Origin of the sequence: Paenarthrobacter aromaticivorans (assembly GCF_019038615.1) — a bacterium.
Classification (GTDB): domain Bacteria; phylum Actinomycetota; class Actinomycetes; order Actinomycetales; family Micrococcaceae; genus Arthrobacter; species Arthrobacter aromaticivorans.
In genome coordinates, this window is the sequence record NZ_JAHOPC010000014.1 from 104153 (window position 1) to 122912 (window position 18760).

The 18760-nt window shown below is 63.1% G+C and carries 19 protein-coding genes; 18 read left to right on the forward strand and 1 reads right to left on the reverse strand.

Features of this window, described 5'->3' with window-relative positions; genetic code table 11:
• The first annotated feature begins 111 nt into the window (after window positions 1-111).
• From gcl to KSW38_RS19375, 12 genes are all read left to right on the forward strand, one after another.
• Window positions 112-1887 carry a glyoxylate carboligase gene (gene gcl / locus KSW38_RS19320; protein ID WP_216926565.1) on the forward strand — a complete coding sequence of 592 codons (1776 nt, stop codon included), beginning with the start codon at window positions 112-114 and terminating at the stop codon, window positions 1885-1887.
• 37 nt (window positions 1888-1924) lie between these two features.
• The gene (locus tag KSW38_RS19325) at window positions 1925-3100 is read left to right on the forward strand and encodes a glycerate kinase (protein WP_216926566.1); all 1176 of its coding nucleotides are present in this window, start codon (window positions 1925-1927) and stop codon (window positions 3098-3100) included.
• On the forward strand, window positions 3093-4442 hold the full coding sequence (allB, locus tag KSW38_RS19330; protein WP_216926567.1) for an allantoinase AllB: 1350 nt from the start codon (window positions 3093-3095) through the stop codon (window positions 4440-4442). Before KSW38_RS19325 ends, allB begins: the two co-directional genes overlap by 8 nt.
• Before the next feature lie 11 nt (window positions 4443-4453).
• Window positions 4454-5188 (forward strand): winged helix-turn-helix domain-containing protein, encoded by a 735-nt coding sequence (locus tag KSW38_RS19335; RefSeq protein ID WP_216926568.1) that lies wholly within the window; start codon window positions 4454-4456, stop codon window positions 5186-5188.
• A gap of 99 nt (window positions 5189-5287) precedes the next feature.
• Window positions 5288-5755, forward strand: a complete 468-nt coding sequence (gene bcp, locus KSW38_RS19340; RefSeq protein ID WP_216926569.1) for a thioredoxin-dependent thiol peroxidase — start codon at window positions 5288-5290, stop codon at window positions 5753-5755.
• 178 nt (window positions 5756-5933) lie between these two features.
• Window positions 5934-7100 carry a PP2C family protein-serine/threonine phosphatase gene (locus KSW38_RS19345; protein ID WP_216926570.1) on the forward strand — a complete coding sequence of 389 codons (1167 nt, stop codon included), beginning with the start codon at window positions 5934-5936 and terminating at the stop codon, window positions 7098-7100.
• 17 nt (window positions 7101-7117) lie between these two features.
• On the forward strand, window positions 7118-9124 hold the full coding sequence (locus tag KSW38_RS19350; protein WP_216926571.1) for a glycosyltransferase family 2 protein: 2007 nt from the start codon (window positions 7118-7120) through the stop codon (window positions 9122-9124).
• On the forward strand, window positions 9114-9446 hold the full coding sequence (locus KSW38_RS19355; protein ID WP_216926572.1) for an STAS domain-containing protein: 333 nt from the start codon (window positions 9114-9116) through the stop codon (window positions 9444-9446). Before KSW38_RS19350 ends, KSW38_RS19355 begins: the two co-directional genes overlap by 11 nt.
• The gene (locus KSW38_RS19360) at window positions 9439-9858 is read left to right on the forward strand and encodes an ATP-binding protein (RefSeq protein ID WP_216926573.1); all 420 of its coding nucleotides are present in this window, start codon (window positions 9439-9441) and stop codon (window positions 9856-9858) included. Before KSW38_RS19355 ends, KSW38_RS19360 begins: the two co-directional genes overlap by 8 nt.
• 226 nt (window positions 9859-10084) lie before the next feature.
• Entirely contained in the window at window positions 10085-10639 is a 555-nt protein-coding gene (locus KSW38_RS19365; protein WP_216926574.1) for a hypothetical protein, read from the forward strand.
• An 84-nt stretch (window positions 10640-10723) separates the two neighbouring features.
• Entirely contained in the window at window positions 10724-11803 is a 1080-nt protein-coding gene (locus KSW38_RS19370) for a C2 family cysteine protease (protein ID WP_216926575.1), read from the forward strand.
• Between the two features lie 8 nt (window positions 11804-11811).
• Complete coding sequence (locus KSW38_RS19375) at window positions 11812-12084, forward strand: hypothetical protein (RefSeq protein ID WP_216926576.1); 273 nt, start codon at window positions 11812-11814, stop codon at window positions 12082-12084.
• Window positions 12085-12194: 110 nt separating this feature from the next.
• On the opposite strand, the gene KSW38_RS19380 is transcribed toward KSW38_RS19375, so the two are convergent.
• Window positions 12195-13289: a pyridoxal-phosphate-dependent aminotransferase family protein gene (locus KSW38_RS19380; protein WP_216926577.1), complete on the reverse strand. Its 1095-nt coding sequence runs from the start codon at window positions 13287-13289 to the stop codon at window positions 12195-12197.
• Between the two features lie 168 nt (window positions 13290-13457).
• Here KSW38_RS19380 and KSW38_RS19385 point away from each other — a divergent pair, with 168 nt between their 5' ends.
• The 6 genes from KSW38_RS19385 (at window position 13458) to purM (ending at window position 18640) form a co-directional block, all read left to right on the forward strand.
• Window positions 13458-14288 carry a phosphatase PAP2 family protein gene (locus KSW38_RS19385; protein ID WP_216926578.1) on the forward strand — a complete coding sequence of 277 codons (831 nt, stop codon included), beginning with the start codon at window positions 13458-13460 and terminating at the stop codon, window positions 14286-14288.
• A gap of 155 nt (window positions 14289-14443) precedes the next feature.
• Window positions 14444-14953, forward strand: coding sequence for a 2-oxo-4-hydroxy-4-carboxy-5-ureidoimidazoline decarboxylase (gene uraD, locus KSW38_RS19390; protein ID WP_216926579.1), 510 nt, complete (start codon window positions 14444-14446; stop codon window positions 14951-14953).
• Window positions 14950-15291, forward strand: a complete 342-nt coding sequence (gene uraH, locus KSW38_RS19395) for a hydroxyisourate hydrolase (protein WP_216926580.1) — start codon at window positions 14950-14952, stop codon at window positions 15289-15291. Before uraD ends, uraH begins: the two co-directional genes overlap by 4 nt.
• A gap of 90 nt (window positions 15292-15381) precedes the next feature.
• On the forward strand, window positions 15382-15726 hold the full coding sequence (locus KSW38_RS19400; RefSeq protein WP_216926581.1) for a hypothetical protein: 345 nt from the start codon (window positions 15382-15384) through the stop codon (window positions 15724-15726).
• 134 nt (window positions 15727-15860) lie between these two features.
• Window positions 15861-17486 carry an amidophosphoribosyltransferase gene (gene purF / locus KSW38_RS19405; RefSeq protein WP_216926582.1) on the forward strand — a complete coding sequence of 542 codons (1626 nt, stop codon included), beginning with the start codon at window positions 15861-15863 and terminating at the stop codon, window positions 17484-17486.
• Window positions 17483-18640, forward strand: a complete 1158-nt coding sequence (purM, locus tag KSW38_RS19410) for a phosphoribosylformylglycinamidine cyclo-ligase (RefSeq protein WP_216926583.1) — start codon at window positions 17483-17485, stop codon at window positions 18638-18640. The genes purF and purM overlap by 4 nt, the downstream gene beginning before the upstream one ends.
• Window positions 18641-18760 lie beyond the last annotated feature (120 nt).

Here is an 18760-nt window from a genome sequence, read left to right on the forward strand (position 1 = left end):
CAACACAGCAGGGAACCCGCCGTCGTACATAAATAACGACGGCGGCTCCCTCACCACACCCCAAAACACCCCAGACTTCGCCCGTAAAGGGCACCAAACTAGGAGTACACCATGGCTAAGATGCGCACCGTTGACGCGGCAGTCGCCATCCTGGAAAAGGAAGGCGCCACCGAAGCTTTCGGCCTGCCAGGCGCAGCGATCAACCCCTTCTATTCAGCAATGCGTGCCCACGGCGGCATCCGCCACACGCTGGCCCGCCACGTTGAGGGCGCCAGCCACATGGCAGACGGTTACAGCCGCGCGGCTGATGGCAACATCGGTATCTGCATAGGAACGTCGGGCCCTGCAGGCACGGACATGATCACAGGCCTGTACGCAGCCCAGGCTGACTCGATCCCCATGCTCTGCATCACCGGCCAGGCACCCGTCGCCAAGCTGCACAAGGAAGACTTCCAGGCTGTGGACATCGAGTCCATCGCCAAGCCGGTCACCAAGTTCGCCATGACCATCCTTGAGCCGGGCCAGGTTCCGGGTGCGTTCCAGAAGGCCTTCCAGATCATGCGTTCGGGTCGCCCGGGACCGGTTCTGCTGGACCTGCCCATCGATGTTCAGATGGCCGAGATCGAGTTCGACATCGACGCCTACGAGCCCCTGCCCGTGGAGAAGCCCAAGGCTTCCCGCAAGCAGCTGGAAAAGGCCCTGGACATGCTGACCGCAGCCCAGCACCCGCTGATCGTTGCCGGTGGCGGCATCATCAACGCCGGCGCTTCGGCCCAGCTGGTTGAACTGGCCGAGATCCTGAACGTTCCCGTGATCCCCACCCTCATGGGCTGGGGCGCCATCCCGGACGACCACCAGCTGATGGCCGGCATGGTTGGCCTGCAGACCTCGCACCGCTACGGCAACGAGACGTTCCTGCAGAGCGACTTCGTGATCGGCATCGGCAACCGTTGGGCCAACCGCCACACCGGCGGCCTGGACACCTACACGGCTGGCCGTAAGTTCGTACACATCGACATCGAGCCCACGCAGATCGGTCGCGTTTTCTCCCCGGACTTGGGCATTGCGTCCGACGCCGGTGCGGCGCTGACTGGCCTGATCGAGCTGGCACGCGAGCGCCAGGCAGCAAAGTCCCTGCCGGACTACTCGGGATGGGTTGCCGAGTGCCAGGAGCGCAAGGGCTCCCTGCACCGCAAGACCAACTTCGACAACGTGCCGATCAAGCCGCAGCGCGTGTACCAGGAGATGAACAAGGCTTTCGGCCGCGACACCACCTACGTGTCAACCATTGGCCTGTCGCAGATCGCCGGCGCACAGATGCTGCACGTGTTCGGTGCACGCAAGTGGATCAATGCAGGCCAGGCCGGCCCGCTGGGTTGGACTGCTCCGGCAGCACTCGGCGTTGTTCGTGGAACCCCGGACGCCACCGTTGTTGCCCTGTCCGGTGACTACGACTTCCAGTTCATGATCGAGGAACTGGCCGTGGGCGCACAGTTCAACCTGCCGTACATCCACGTTGTGGTGAACAACAGCTACTTGGGCCTGATCCGTCAGAGCCAGCGCGGCTTCAACATGGAGCAGAACGTTTCCCTGGCCTTCGAGAACATCAACTCCCCGGAGACCAACGGCTACGGCGTTGACCACATCAAGGTTGCCGAGGGCTTGGGCTGCAAGGCCATCCGCGTTGAGAACCCGAACGACCTGCCTGCCGCTTTCGACAAGGCCAAGGCACTGATGGGCGAGTTCAAGGTTCCCGTGGTGGTTGAAGTGATCCTGGAAAAGATCACCAACATCTCCATGGGCGTTGAGATCAATGGCGTGAACGAGTTCGAAGAGCTGGCAGAAACCGCGGAGGATGCACCCACCGCGATCCTCACCAAGGCCTAAGCGCCTGCCGGCACAACAACAGTAAGGAGGCACCGGAATGCGTGTTGTCATCGCCCCGGACAAATTCAAGGGCTCGCTGTCCGCGCCCGACGTCGCCAAGCATCTCGCAACAGGACTGCTGGCGGGGTTCGGTCAGGGCATACAGGCAACACGCATTCCGGTGGCCGACGGCGGCGAAGGCACCATCGACGCCGCCATCGGTTCCGGCTTCACCCGCCGGACCACCACCGTCACGGGCCCGCTGGGCGAACCGGTGAAGGCTGACTTCGCAGTCAAGGGCACGGAGGCAGTCATCGAAATGGCGGCCGCTTCGGGCCTTGCCCTTCTCCCTGATGGCCCCAGGAGCGAAACAGCCAAGAAGGCCACCAGCATCGGAACGGGCGAACTGATCCGCGCCGCGCTGGACCTCGGCTGCCGCAAGATCATCCTGGGTGTGGGCGGCAGCGCCAACACCGACGCCGGCGCAGGCGTCCTCCAGGGCCTCGGCGCTGTCTTCCTGGACGAGCACGGCAACGAACTCCCCGGCGGCGGCGCAGCCCTCGCGGAAATAGACAGCATCGACTTCTCCAACTTCGACGTCCGCATCGAAGCCACAGAGTTCGTGTTGGCGTCCGACGTCGACAATCCCCTCCTGGGGGCCAGCGGAGCCCCAGCCATCTTCGGCCCGCAAAAAGGCGCGACGCCGGACGACGTCACCGAACTGGACAAGGCGCTGGAACACTTCGTCGACGTCCTCGCAGCAACAACAGGCCAACACGCCAAGTACGCAGCCAAGGCAGAAGGCGCAGGAGCAGCGGGCGGCGTTGGCTACATAGCCATAGCGGCACTGAAGGCAGAGCGGCGGCCGGGCATCGACGTCGTGCTTGAATTCACTGAACTGGAGCAGAGGCTCAAGGGCGCCGACCTGGTGATCACCGGCGAAGGCAGTCTGGACGAACAAAGCCTGCTCGGCAAGACGCCCATGGGTGTCTCGCGCGCAGCACAGAGGAACGGGGTTCCCGTGATCGCAGTCTGCGGCCGGAGTACCCTGAGCCGGGAACAACTCGCGGATGCCGGCTTCCACACGGTCCATGCCCTGACCGACCTGGAAAAAGATGTCCAAAAATGTATCGCTGAAGCAGGGCCGTTGCTTGAACAATTAGGGAAGCACATAGGCGTGTACCTGGCGGAACGGACCGGCACCACCGACAATAAGGAGTACCTCAATGTCTGAAGCAATCGGCGCCTATGACCTCGTTATCCGGGGCCAGCGCATCCTGACCACCGCCGGCCTCGCAGCGCGCGAAGTTGGCATCCGCGACGGCATCATCGTCGCCATCGAGCCCCTGGGCAACGGCCTGACGGGCAACGAGGTCATCGAACTCGCAGACGACGAAACCCTCATCCCCGGCCTGGTGGACACCCACGTCCACGTCAACGAGCCCGGCCGCACCGAGTGGGAAGGCTTCGCCTCCGCGACCCGTGCCGCTGCTGCCGGTGGCGTGACCACCATCATCGACATGCCGCTGAACAGCATCCCACCCACCACCAGCGTGGACGGCCTGGAGCAGAAGCGCGTCGTCGCCAAGGACCAAGCGTTCGTGGACGTCGGATTCTGGGGCGGTGCCATCCCCGGCAACAAGAAGGACCTCCGCCCGCTCCACGACGAAGGCGTGTTCGGCTTCAAGTGCTTCCTCCTGCACTCCGGCGTGGACGAGTTCCCGCACCTGGATGCGGACGAGATGGAAGACGACATGGCTGAGCTCAAGTCCTTCGACTCCCTCATGATCGTGCACGCCGAGGACTCCCACGCGATCGACCGCGCCCCGCATCCCGGCGGCGACCACTACGAAACGTTCCTCGCCTCCCGCCCCCGCGGCGCCGAGAACAAGGCAATCGCCGAGGTCATCGAACGCGCCCGCTGGACCGGCGCCCGCGCCCACATCCTGCACCTCTCCTCCTCGGACGCGCTCCCCATGATCGCTTCGGCAAAGCGCGACGGCGTCAACCTCACCGTTGAGACGTGCCCGCACTACCTGACGCTCATGGCCGAGGAAATCCCCGACGGCGCCACGGCGTACAAGTGCTGCCCACCCATCCGTGAAGCGTCCAACCGCGAGCTCCTGTGGAAGGGCCTGCAGGACGGCACCATCGACTGCATCGTTTCGGACCACTCCCCCAGCACCTTGGACCTCAAGGACCTGGAAAACGGCGACTTCGCAGTGGCCTGGGGCGGCGTTTCCTCGCTGCAGCTGGGCCTGTCCCTGATCTGGACCGAAGCCCGCCACCGCGGCATCCCGCTGGAACAGGTGGTCTCCTGGATGGCCGAGAAGCCTGCCGCCCTGGCCCGCCTGCACAACAAGGGCCAGCTCGCCCTGGGTTACGACGCCGATTTCTCCATCTTCGCCCCGGACGAAGCCTTCGTTGTGGACGTCACCAAGCTCAAGCACAAGAACCCGATCACGCCGTACGACGGCCGTCCGCTGGCCGGCGTCGTCCGCAAGACCTACCTGCGCGGCACTCCGATCGACGGCCAGAACCCCGGCGGCAAGCTGCTCCGCCGCGGCAACGTTTAGGGTCCTCCGCCATGGCAGTCAATGCCTACGGGCCGCCGCCTTTCCGTGACCCCGCAGCGCGAGCCAGGGGGCGGCGGCCGGGCCTCAAGGCACAGCCCGGCCTTAGTGCAAGGGGCCTCGCGCTCTGGGTCAACCCGGCCGAGGGCGACGAGATGGATCCAGCAGTCTGGGAACGGGCAGCACGCCTTGTGCTGGCCCGTGCCATGAAACTTGCCCCGGAGGCGGAAGTCCGCATCTGGCCCGCCATCGGGGCAGAACACTCCGGCGTCGGCGATACTTCCTGGGGCGGCACTCCGCAGGAAGCCGCCGACGCCGGTACCCACCCTTCCCTGTCCCTCGCCGAAGCTCTCGCGGACGGACAGGACCGCGACGCCGGGAGTGGCGGCAGCACCGCCGTCGAGCCCGTCATGTTGGCCGGGCGCCGTAGCCAACTTGCAATCGACCTCGCGGCTGAAGTAGTGCTGCTCGACGGCGAGCCGGTTGCCTTTACTGGCATGGAATACAAGCTGTTGCGCTACCTCGTGGTGAACTGCTCGCGCGCGATCAGTCGTGAAGAATTGCAACGTTTCCTGGAGTCATTTGACCTCCCCGGCGCTGCATTTCGCTCCATTGACGTTTATGTTGGAAGGGTGCGGCGGAAGCTCGGAAGCGCCCGCCACACTGTCGCCACCGTCCGTGGTGGTGGCTACCAGTTCGTGCCAGGGCCTTATGCCACCGTGCGCGGACCTGCGGAATACAGCATCTAGTTTGGCTGTTGTAAAGCATCAATGCTCCGCAATTCTAGAATGACCGCTGTTGTTTTAAATGACTGCCGGCTGCGCGCCGGTGAAACGCAAAGGATCGCCATGACCCAGAAACTCCTCGTCGGAACGCAAGCACCTGACTTCGCGCTGCTCGACGCCGACGGCACCAAGGTCTCGCTGTCCGATTACCGCGGACGCAACGTCATTGTGTACTTCTACCCCAAAGCAGCCACCCCCGGCTGCACCACCGAAGCCTGCGATTTCCGCGACAACCTCGCCAGCCTGCAGGGCAACGGCTACGACGTCATCGGGATCTCCCCGGATGCCCCCGAGGCCCTCGCCAAGTTCACTGGTGAATTTGCGCTGACCTTCCCGCTGCTCTCCGATGAGGACCACTCCGTGGCCCTCGCTTACGGTGCCTGGGGCGAGAAGCTGGTTGACGGCGAGATCGTCGAAGGCCTGGTCCGCTCCACTGTCGTGCTCGACGGCGAAGGCACCGTCAAGTTAACCCAGTACCAGGTTTCTGCGCAGGGCCACGTCCAGGCCCTGAAGGAAGAGCTGGGCGTCTAACCCTCTCTCACATCCTGCGGTTTTCCGGGAATCCTTCTCTCAGATCCTGCGGTTTTCAGGGAATCCCTGTCGCACATAACTGCACAATTTTTGTAACGCCCGCTCACTATTATGAGCGGGCGTTACACGTCTCTTTACTAAACGTGACAAAAGCCCCGCGGCAGTAGTTAATGGAGCCATGGTCTCAACCGTGTCCCCGCGCCATGCTGTAGTCGTCGAAGATGACGCCGACATCCGTGGCCTCCTCGTTTTGATTCTTGAGCAGCTGGATTTTGTGGTGACAGAAGCGCCCGACGGTCTTTCCGGCGTCGAGGCTGTCCGTAACACCAATGCCGAACTGGTGACGCTGGACATCAACCTTCCGGACATCGACGGCATGGAAGTCTGCCGGCGCATGCGTGAGTTCTCGGACGCCTACATCATGATGCTCACGGCCCGTGCCGACGAGATTGACCGGCTCAACGGCTTGGACACCGGGGCGGACGATTACATCAACAAGCCGTTCAGCCCCAAGGAACTGCAGGCCCGCATCCGGGCGCTGTTCCGCCGCGCCCGGACGCCCGCTGCACCCGCCGAGGACACGCGGCAGACTGACGAACTCGCGCGCGCTGCGGTGGTGCAGAAGAGCCTCCTCCCGCAGGAAACAGTCCGGCTGAACGATTACGACGTCGCTGGCGCCTTCCGCCCGTCGCGCAGCGTGGGTGGGGACTTCTACGACTGGTACCAAACCAGCGACGGCATGCACCTGACGTTCGCGGACGCCATGGGCAAGGGCATGGGCGCAGCCTTGATAGCTGCCACAGTCCGCGCCGTGATGCGGTCCGTGGCTGACACCCCGGCTATTGCTGACGCTTTTGAGTCCGCCAGCGCCACCCTCACCGCCGATCTGAACCAGTCCGGATCTTTCGTGACCATGTTCCACGGGCGACTGGTCAGCGCTTCCGGCAAGCTCAGCTATATCGACGCCGGTCACGGACTTGGCCTGCACGTCCCGGCCGAGGGGGCGGCACGGAGGTTGGTTTCCGCCGGGCCACCTGTCGGGATCATGGACGGACAGCAATGGCCGGCCGCGGAACTGCAGCTGGAGCCCGGCGATTCGCTGGTGATCGTCAGCGACGGCGTGCTCGACGCGCACGATTCCCTTGAAGAGTTCGTAAGGAATGTAGAGAAGGCGGCGCGGAGCGGGGGCACCTCGGACGATGTCTGCGCTGCCCTGCTCGAGCTGGCACCGGCGGACACAGCGGAAGATGACGTGACCGCCGTCGTGGTTCACCGACGGCGTAAGGTTCACCCAACACTCGATGCAGGGTTGGAACGCAACCACAGCGGAGTTGCTGAGTACTAGCCACAAAAGGGGGGAACGTGACGCGATTCTGGACTCGGCTTTGTGTTGTCCTAACGGTCATTCTGGGCGTGAACTACGTGGCATGGCGCTGGCTGGCTTCGCTGAACTGGGAGGCGTGGTGGATCGCTGTTCCGCTGGTGATTGCCGAGACTTACAGCCTCATTGACGTCATGCTTTTCGGCCTGACTGTGTGGAACCTGAAGATTCGCAAGCCACCGCCCGCGGCGCCAGACACCGCTACGGTCGACGTTTTCATCACCACGTACAACGAACCCTTGGACCTGGTGATGACCACGGCCCTCGCCGCCAAGGACATCCGCTGGCCGCACAGTACCTGGATCCTGGACGACGGCAACCGGCCTGAGATGCGCGAGCTCGCCGAGTCGAACGGGACCGGCTACGTGACCCGCGGTGCCGATTGGACGCCGGACATGCCGCGGCACGCCAAGGCCGGCAACCTGAACAACGCGCTCATGGTCACCTCGGGCGAATACTTGTTGATTCTCGACGCCGACCAGATCCCCGAGCCGGACATCCTGGACAAGACGCTGGGCTACTTCAACGATGACCGCGTGGCGTTGGTCCAGACGCCCCAGTACTTCATCAACGTTCCTGCCGACGATCCCCTTGGTAGCCAGGCACCCCTCTTCTACGGCCCCATCCAGCAGGGCAAGGACGGCTGGAACGCGGCGTTCTTCTGCGGCTCCAACGCAATCCTGCGCAGGGAAGCCCTGATGCAGCTCGGCTTGGTGGGCTACGTGAAGGCCACGGAGAAGAGTGTGCGCCGTGCTCTGGCTGCATCGCGCTCTGCCATCAAGAAGGCCCGGCGCTCGGCGGAGGCGGAGAACCCGCTGGTGGAGCAAATGCTCAACGAGGTGGAAGCCGCGACTGAAAGTGCACAGCAGGAGCTCGAAGCCGGGGCATCCTTGAGCGAGATCACGTACCGCGTACGCCGCAAAGTGGACGACGCCGTTCGCACGCTGGTGGCTGCCGACTTCTCGGCGCTCCAATCGGACCTCGAAGAAATCGCGGCAATGGAACTGGCCCACGTCGGCGAGTCTGGCGTCACGACTGTGGCGAGTGACGCCGTCGACCGTATGTCCGGACGCGACTGGTCACCGCTCGGTGCCCTCGAGTCCGTCCACGCAGTCCTGGACGCCATCTCCGTGGAACGCACCGACGAAGCCCAGCCGATCATGCCCTTGGCCACCATCTCGGTCACCGAAGATATGGCAACAGCGATGCGCCTGCATGCACTTGGTTGGAAGAGCGTGTACCACCACGAAATCCTCGCCAACGGGCTGGCTCCCGAGGACATCAAGACCATGCTGACCCAGCGCCTCCGCTGGGCCCAAGGCACCATGCAGGTCCTCCTGCGCGAAAACCCTCTGGTCCAACGCCGCCTTACCTGGGGCCAGCGGCTCATGTACTTCTCCACCATGTGGAGCTACCTGAGCGGCTTCGCGGCCGTGGTGTACTTCGCGGCGCCCATCATCTACCTGACGCTCGGCATCCTTCCTGTGACCAGCCTGAGCTTCGACTTCTTCATCCGTTTCATACCGTTCATGGTGGTGAACCAGATGCTGTTCGTCATCGCCGGGCACGGGATACCCACCTGGCGCGGGCAACAGTACAGCCTCGCGCTGTTCCCCACTTGGATCAAGGCCTGCACGACGGCGGCGCGTAACGTCTGGTTTGGCCGTCCCCTCGGATTCGCTGTCACCCCCAAGGCACGGCAAAGTGGCGGACCCAGCTGGAGCCTGATTCGTCCGCAGATCATCGTCGCTGCGTTGCTGGCCTTGGCCATGGTGGTTGGAGTCCTTCGCCTCCTCTCCGGTATGTCGGAGCCGCTGGGAACGCTGGTGAACGTAGCGTGGGTATCCTTCGACCTGGTGGTCCTGAGCGTCCTGGTCAAGGCAGTTTTGTACAAGGGCTTTGTGCCTGAGGAATTGGCGGCTCCAGAAGGTCCTGAAAGCCCCGAACGTCCCGAACGCCCCGAAGAGAGGAATGCTGATGCAGTTTAGCTACGAAGTCAAAGACACTTACGCGGAGGTGAAGGGCGTTGGCCGGTTAAACATGGTGGCAGCCCCGAAGCTGCGTGAGGTGGTGGCCGAGGTGGTGGCCGGCGGATCCAGCCGTGTAGTGGTCAACCTTGCAGAAACCGACTTCATGGACTCATCGGGACTTGGCGCACTCATCGGCTGCCTCAAGGCCGCCCGCCAGGCGGGCGGCGACTTGCGGATATCGGGTGTGCAGCCGCAGGTCAAAATGGTCCTGGAGCTGACCAGCATGGACCGGGTATTGACCGCGTACTCCTCAGCGGAGGAGGCGTTCGGAAATGACTGAAGTAATCGCCCGCAGGGGCTACAGGGGACCCTCCGACGACGACGCGATCGAGGCCATCCACACCGAGCTGGACGCTCTGTGGGATGACGCCTCATTCGTGCCGGAGATGGACCGGATGACGTTCACAACCGCCGTCATCGAGTCCGCCGCCAACATCGTCCAGCACGCGCAGCCCGTGGGCGAGAAGCCGGTGGAGATCGACGTCGACATCACCGTGCAGCCCACCCGTCTCGTGGCAAGGGTCAGTGCCCACAATGCCCGGGAGCCCTTCGCCGAGGACATGCAGGCAGACTTGCCGGACGAAGAAGCCGAGTCCGGCCGTGGGCTGGCGCTCATCGAGATGCTGGTGACAACAGTGACCTTCGAGCGCCAGGACGGCACCAACACGTGGATCCTGACCCGCGAAACCTGATCCTCGCTCACTTCCCACAGGCTTTCGGGCGATCTTCTCTCACATCCCACAGGCTTTCGGGCGATCCTCGCTCACATCCCACAGGCTTTCAAGCAATCCTCTCTCACCTCCCGCGCCACGTCCCGGACGCAGGGTGGGGTGTTCTGCCCATCGCCAGACATGACGCAACTGTGAAAGCATTCCGTGAGCGCCCGCCGTCGAGGGCTTGATGAAACTGGGGGATGACATGGACCGCCGAAAGGGCCACACTTCAGGGAAAGTACTGGCAGCAGTTCTGATACTTGGGGCGGCAATCATGGTGGGCTGCTCCGCTCCCGACGGCCCCCATACGGAACCCAGCAGTCCCCCTCCCGTGACTGCCGAGCCTGCCCCTGTTGCAGAGAGCTTCGCAAAGTACGACGCCCTGCGCAGGGAGCTGATCGCGGCGTTGGAGAAGACGATGCCGGCAATCACCTGGGCTGTGGACAAGCCCGCCACCATGACCCTGACCAACGACGGCCGGTGCATTTTCCACCCCGCGAGCATGAAGAGCAGTGCAGATATTGTGGAGCCGTCCAAGAATTATGAAGCCGTTTTCGCTACGGCCGATCCCATCCTCAAGCAGCACGAATTCCCCGCCTTCGGTGGAATTGATCCGGTTCCCGGCGGCTGGACAGTAACCCGAAGCACGGACGCAACCGGGGCCACAGTAATCCTTGAGTCCAAAAGCCCGGCATATCTGCGCATGAACGTTCCCGTGGATTCCAAGACCTGCGAGCCTACGGAGATTCCCGCGAGCTAAGGGGAAGTTCTACCCATCGCCATGCGCAAGCTCCCACGGGTAACTTGACTAAGGCTTCAGGTTCAAACATAGGGGGACAGAAAGATGCCGGGATTCTACGGTGCTGACATTGATCAACTTCGGGCGCTCGCCAAGACAATGTCCCGGCACTCGGAAAAAATGAGCACGCTTTCGCTGGAATTGGGCCAGCTCATATCCAGCGCGCCATGGGACGGCCGTGACGCAGTGATGTTCCGGACGACTTGGGAGTCGGAGCACCGCCCGATGCTGAAGCTGATTTCCGGCGAGTTGCAAAGCCAGGCCAACGAGCTGAGCCGCAATGCGGACGAGCAGGACAAGACCAGTTCCGAAGGCACCCGTTCCGGCGACGCAGGCAAACAGGATTCAAATCCTCCCGGCGATCCGGGGCCGTTGGATCCGAATACTTCGGATGTGGATGTTCCAGGCGACGTCCGTAAAGACCCCGATGCAGGTGATCCGGCCGATATCCACCAAGGGCAAATCGGCGACTGCTGGCTCTTGGCAGGCATTGGCTCTGTGGCGCAGACGTTGGAGCGCGAAGGCAAACTCGATGAATTCCTTGCCTCCCATATGCGTCCCGTAGGAGATCCCCCAACTCACTGGGTTGTGACTCTCTACGAAGACGGCAAACCCGTCGAAGTGACGGTGGAGGCCAAGTCCACTGAGGGCGGAGTCCGAGGCGCCGACGGCCAGCCGAACTGGCTTTCCATTTATGAACGTGCTGCGGCCGAGCACCGTGGCGGTTCATACGATGACATTGATGGCGGGTTCAGCAACGATGCAATGGAGCTCATGACGGGACAGTCGGCGGACAAGGACGGCGAACTGGACCTTGAGGAGATCGAAGACAAACTAGCTGACGGTCAGGCGGTCTCGGTTGGCACCCAAGACGTCAAGGACGACGACTTTGACTGGTTCTGGGAGCCGGACGAGGTCAGCCGCACCGATGTCGTCCCCAACCACGCCTACATCGTGGTGGACGTAAAGACCAACGACGACGGCGAGAAAGTCGTTGTTCTGGCCAACCCTTGGGGTCCTGCAGGTGGGGAGCTTAATGGTGAGCAGAAGGCCGGAACCCTGGAACTGACCGAGGATGAGTACAAGGAAAACTTTGACTCCGTGTACTCCGTGGGCGTGAAGTAAGGATGACCGTGGAACAGCTAGTTACAGTCAAGCAAGGCATGCAGCCCACTTTTGACGGTGTCAGGGTTGGGGTTGTGAAGATCGGTATTGCCGACGGTGCTCCCGCCATCCAGTTCTGGATCCGGACCGCCGAACAGGAACGAAAGCAGGCCTTCCGCGCAGGTCAGTCGGTCGCCCTTCCGGGGGCTGGCCTCCTGACGGTCGCTTCGATCCAGCCCGCCGATGGCACCACCCCGGCTTCCGCGACTCTGGCGTACGACGCCGGTCAAGTCACCGACTGATCGTCGGCGCCGTGCGGATGTGAGCGAGCATCCGCCAGAAAACCGTCGGGATGTGAGCGAGGACCGATGTTCTCTCAAATAATTGCCGATTTCCCGGAACGCTCGCTCACTTACGCCTTGTCGATGGCCTCTTTGAGGGCGCCCAGCACCAGGGTCACCGAGGCGCTGTTCGCGTTCGGCCCCATCATTCCGATGCGCCAGACCGTATCCGCGAACTCACCCACGCCGGAACCGATCTCCATACTGAAGTTCTCCAGAAGGTAAGAGCGGACGGCGGACGAGTTGACGCCGTCGGGCACTTTCACCGTGGTGAGGCTGGGCAGCCGGGCGCCTTCAGCGGCAAACAGCTCAAGTCCCATCTCCTGCAGTCCGCTCTGCAAGGCGGCGCCGGCAGCGCGGTGGCGGGCTTGGACGACGTCGAGCCCCTCGGCGAGGATGCGGTCGAGGGCGGCTTCGAGGCCCGCGATCATGGTGACCGGCGCCGTGTGGTGATACGTGCGGGCGCCGCTGGCAGCCCCGACGTATCCGCCAAGCAGGCCGATATCCAGGTACCACGAGCGGGGATCCGTAACGCGCTGTTCGAACGCTCGGTCCGAGACAGTGAACGGCGAGAGGCCCGGCGGAACGCCCAGGCACTTTTGAGTCCCGGCATATCCGACGTCGATCCCCCAGTCGTCTGCCAGGAGTTCCAGTCCGCCGATAGACGTCACGGCGTCGGTGATCAGCAAGGCGTCGCCCTTCCCTGCCCCGAGCGCAGCGATGTCCGAGAGAACGCCGACGGACGTTTCAGCATGGACGGCCGCGATCACCTTCGGATTCGGATGGGCCGACAGCACCCGATCTGCATCCACCGGTTGACCCCACTCGTGGTCAACCCGGACGACAGTTGCCCCGCAACGCCGCGCCACCTCACACATGCGCGCCCCGAATAGTCCGTTGACAGCGATCACTGCTACGTCGCCGTCGGACACGGTGTTCACGAAAGCGGCCTCCATGCCGCCTGAACCTGTGGCACTCAGCGGGAGCGTGCGCGCATTCGAAGTACCCCAGACGGCCCGCAAGCCCTCGCACGTCCGGTCCAAGCGTTCGATAAAGACCGGATCCAAATGCCCGAGCACCGGGTAGGCCAGCGCGGCCATGGCCTCGGGGTAGCAATTGCTCGGGCCGGGACCGAACAGGAACCTGGACGTCAGTATGTCTGGCATGTGCACTCCTTCAGCTGGTTCTCGTCATTCTGCCCCAGCCTGTTGTCCGGGGCGAGCCCGTGGCCGCCAATCCTCCAGCCCAGACTGCTAAGGTTGCTCACCAATACGGAGGCAGCAGCTGTGGGGGCAGCCACCACGGTGAGGGGAAGCCTCCGGTGAGGGGACAAGGTGACGACTGAAGGAAAAGAGCAGCCGGAGCAGGGCGTCCGCGGCGAGGTAAGCCAGGACCGGTTCGTCGCAGGGAAGGACCTCACACGGTGGAAATCCCCTGTAGGCCGCGTCATCGCGGGAGCTGCACAGCGCATCACCACACTGCTGGGCCCGTATGCAGCGCTGATCATCACGTTGGCCGTGGGGCTTGTCATTGCCGTGTCCCTTGCGGTGGCTTTCGGTGAGGTCTACGAGTCGGTGACAGAAGCCGACGGGGTTGCGGGTCTTGACCACCCGGTCCTTGACGCCGCCAAGTCCGTTCGATCCCCTGGCCTGGACCTCGCAGTGACGGCCTACACCAACGTCGGTGGCACGGTTGGCATGCCCATCATCGCGGTGGGGATCATGATCGCCCTGGCCACCAAGCGCCGCTCTTGGACTCCTGTCATCCTGATGCTGACAGCGGGGCTGGGCTCACTCCTCATGACTGTCCTGGGCAAGCCCCTGTTTGGCCGCACCCGCCCTGACCTCGCGGATGCCATTCCGCCGTACGAGCACTCGGCGTCGTTCCCCAGCGGCCACTCCCTGAATTCAATAGTGATCGCAGGGATCGTGGCTTACTTGATCATTCTTCGCCTCAAAACGGCCAAGGCCAGAATCATCACGGTAGTGCTTGCATCAACATTTGCCGCCACTATGGGCTTGAGTCGCGTCTACCTCGGGCACCACTGGCTCACTGATGTCCTGGCCGCCTGGATTCTCGGGATAGCCTGGCTTGCTTTGGTCATCACGGCGCACCGCCTCTATCTCACCGTGAGAACGCGGCGCTCCAACGCGGTACTCTCTTGACACCAGCCCAAGTGCTCGGCTTAACTATTTACGTATGCTGAAATAACAGTTCCATGATGCGGAAGCACTAGAAGCAAGCTTCCTCCTGCTGGAAAGCAGGAGTTCCGCATAGCCCACACCATGGATGCCAGCATTTGCACGAGGATGACACAAGCATGGAGCTTGCAGTATTCAACAGTGTTGACCGGGACGAGGCCATCAGGACCCTGACCCCTTGCCTGGACATCAGCCGCTGGGTTGAGGACGTCGCAGACGCCCGCCCCTTCACGAGCGTCGACGAACTGCTGGGGCAGGCCCGCCAAGCAGCCGAGCCGTTCACGCCGGAAGAGGTGGAGTCCGCGCTCGCCCACCACCCCCGGATCGGCGAAAGGCCCAAGGCCCAAACCACCGAAGCGGCCATGTCCCGTTCGGAACAGGCCGGAGTGGACCCCAGCGACGACGGCACAGCCGCCGCCCTCGCTGAGGGAAACCGCGCTTACGAAGAGAAGTTCGGCAGGGTCTTTCTGATCCGCGCGGCAGGACGCAGCGCCCAGGAGATCCTCGGTTCCCTTCAGGAGCGGCTCACCCACACCCCCGAAGAAGAAGACGCAATCGTGGCTGGCCAGCTGCGGGAGATCGCATTGCTGCGACTCGCAGGCGTGATCAGCGAAGGAGAAAATGCATGACTGTTTCACAGGTAACCACGCACATCCTGGATACCGGTTCCGGCCGCCCGGCGGCGGGGGTCGCCGTCGTACTTTACGTCCGCGAAGGTGACAACTGGACTCTGATCGCAAAGGGCGAGACCGACGCCGACGGCCGTATCAAGGATCTCGGTCCGGAGCGGATTCCCGGCGGCGCCTACCGTCTGAACTTCGCCACTGGCGCCTACTACGAGGGCCTTGGCACGGAAACATTCTTCCCTGAAGTCGACTTGAACTTCACGGTTTCGGATGCCGGCGAGCACTATCACGTGCCGCTGCTGCTGAGCCCCTTCGCGTTTTCGACGTACCGCGGCAGCTGACTCTGCCCAATTTGTTTGCAGCTAATGCCCCGCCAGAGCAATCTGAGGGGCATTATCTGTACACAAACCCGGAACGGTAGGCTGGAAGGCATGGCTTCTGAGGACACCAACGCCCAATCCGGAAATGGCACTGCCCGCCGCGAAATTACAGTTCGCCGCGCACCCAGGTTCGTTCCGTTCATGATTCTCGGTGCCATTGTGGGTGCAATCGCCGCCGCCTTCATCGCGTACGGCCGTCCCGCGGACCCCGCTTTCGACGCCAACACCGTCTTCGGTTTCTTCCTGGTGGCCTGCGTTTCCGGCGGCGTCATCCTGTTCTCCATCCTCGCCCTGGTCCTGGACCGGATCAGCGTCAAGCGGTCCAAGCGGGCAGTAGTGGAGGCCGTTCCGGATTCGGTCCCGGATGAGGGTCCAGAGCACGACGGCGGTCGCTAGGCACCCAGCCCAGCGCACCGCTTTCGGGGGTACCACTGTGAGACACACCGCATTTTGGCCGAATCGGGCGTGTTCATGGGGTCACAAAGCCGGAGCGGGAACTTACCACGGCCACAACATGAGACAATCGACCAGTGGCACGTGGCGACGGAAAACTTTCTCATGATCTTCTCCCCGGCGAAAAAGGCCCTCAGGACGCTTGTGGCGTCTTTGGGGTCTGGGCTCCCGGTGAAGAAGTAGCAAAACTCACCTATTACGGGCTGTATGCGCTGCAGCACCGCGGACAAGAGTCGGCTGGTATTGCTACCAGTGACGGCAAGCGCATCAATGTCTATAAGGACATGGGCCTTGTATCCCAGGTCTTCGATGAGACAACCCTGAACACCCTTACCGGACACCTGGCCGTTGGCCACTGCCGGTACTCCACCACTGGTGCAAGCCATTGGGCCAATGCGCAGCCCACCTTGGGCGCAACCGCGACCGGCACGGTTGCCTTGGCCCACAACGGCAACCTGACCAACACTGCTGAACTCCGGGAAATGATCCTCGAGCGCAACGATGGCCAGTTGACCGGTGAAATGAAGCAGGGCAACACCTCGGACACCGCCTTGGTGACCGCACTCCTTGAGGGCGAGGAGGGCAAAACCCTGGAGCAGACCGCTCTGGAGCTGCTGCCGAAGATCAAGGGTGGCTTCTGCTTCGTCTTCATGGATGAAGGAACCCTCTACGCCGCCCGCGATACGTACGGCATCCGGCCGCTGTGCCTGGGCCGCCTGGAGCGCGGTTGGGTTGTAGCTTCCGAGCAAGCTGGCCTTGCCACGGTTGGTGCGAGCTTCATCCGTGAGATCGAGCCCGGCGAGTTCATTGCCATCGACGAGGACGGAGTCCGCTCCCAGCGTTTTGCCGAGGCAACCCCCGCTGGCTGTGTCTTCGAATACGTTTACCTTGCCCGGCCGGATGCTGCTATTGCCGGCCGCTCCGTGTACGAAGCCCGTGTTGAAATGGGCCGCCAGCTGGCCCGCGAGAACACCCACGAGGCCGACATCGTCATTCCGGTCCCGGAATCGGGCACGCCAGCCGCAGTTGGTTATGCCGAGCAGTCCGGCATCCCCTTCGCACATGGCTTCGTCAAGAACGCCTACGTGGGGCGCACCTTCATCCAGCCATCGCAGACCCTGCGCCAGTTGGGCATCCGCCTGAAGCTCAACGCCTTGGAATCAGTCATCCGGGGCAAGCGCGTTGTTGTGGTGGATGACTCGATTGTCCGTGGCAACACGCAACGCGCCATCGTAAGGATGCTCCGCGAAGCAGGTGCCGCGGCTGTCCACGTGAAGATTTCTTCTCCCCCGGTCCAGTGGCCCTGCTTCTACGGCATCGACTTCGCCTCGCGTGCAGAGCTGATCGCCAACGGCGCCACCATCGAGGAAATCTCCCAGGCAATCGGTGCCGACTCGCTGGCTTACATTTCCGAAGACGGCATGATCGGCGCAACCCAGCAGCCGCGCGAGCGCCTCTGCACGGCTTGCTTCACCGGCAAGTACCCGATTGAGCTGCCGCATGCTGACAAGCTGGGCAAGAACCTGCTGGAGCGCACGGACCTCGGCGGTTTGCCCCCCGCTGCTGAGTCCACCGATGACATCGAGGATCCGGCCGAGAAGCCCGGAGCTACGGGCTGCGATCCGGGCCCGGACGCTGAATTCGAGAACCTGCTGACCGACGCTGATCGTTTGACCGACGCCGACAAGAAAGAGTCTGTATGACCTCCGCAAACCCCGCCGCTGGAAGCACACCGAATTCAACAGGCATCACCTACGCCTCCGCGGGTGTCGACGTCGAAGCGGGAGACCGCGCAGTCGAGCTCATGAAGGACGCCGTCAAGGCGACCCACAACGCCTCGGTGATTGGCGGCGTCGGCGGTTTCGCTGGCCTGTACGACGTCTCGAAGCTGCTCACCTACAAGAAGCCGTTGCTGGCCACGTCCACTGACGGCGTGGGAACCAAGGTTGCCATTGCGCAGGCCATGGACATCCACGACACCATCGGTTTCGACCTCGTGGGCATGGTTGTGGACGACATCGTTGTGGTTGGTGCTGAGCCCCTCTACATGACGGACTACATCGCTTGCGGCAAGGTTGTCCCGGAACGCATTGCGGACATCGTCCGCGGTATCGCAGCTGCTTGCTCCGTTGCCGGCACCGCCCTGGTTGGCGGCGAGACCGCTGAGCACCCGGGCCTGCTGGGTGAGCACGAATACGACGTCGCCGGTGCCGCTACGGGTGTTGTCGAAGCTGACGCCTTGCTCGGTCCGGACCGCGTCCGTGCCGGCGATGTGGTGATCGGCATGGCTTCCTCGGGTCTGCACTCCAACGGCTACTCCCTGGTCCGCCGCGTTATCAACCACGCCGGTTGGGCCTTGGACCGCCAGGTTTCCGAGCTCGGCCGCACACTTGGCGAAGAGCTCCTTGAGCCGACCCGCGTCTATGCGGCCGACTGCCTGGACTTGGCCCGCACCTTCCCGGTTTCGGCCGGAGCGGCTGTCCACGGCTTCAGCCACGTCACCGGTGGTGGCCTCGCTGCCAACCTGGCGCGTGTCCTCCCACAGGGTCTGGTGGCCACAGTTGACCGCAACACGTGGGAACTGCCGGCGATCTTCAAGCTGGTTTCCGAGCTTGGCAACGTGCCCCTCGCCGACCTTGAGCGCACGCTGAACCTCGGCGTCGGCATGGTAGCCATCGTGTCCCCGGAAGCCGCTGACGCTGCCGTGGCACGCCTCAACGAGCGCGGCCTGCCGTCCTGGATCATGGGTACGGTTACTGCGGATTCAGGCTCCATCGACAAGACCGGACCGGACTACGTCCAGGGCGCCAAGGGTGTCGACGGCGGTGCCGTACGTTTGGTGAACGCCTACGCCTAGGCGCGTTTCCTCTTAGTGAAAGAGCGGCCGGACAGTTGAACTCAACTGCACGGCCGCTCTTTTGTTTTTGCTGCTTGTATGGTCCTGACCCTTTTTGATCGTTCAGGCCTGCCGACACGC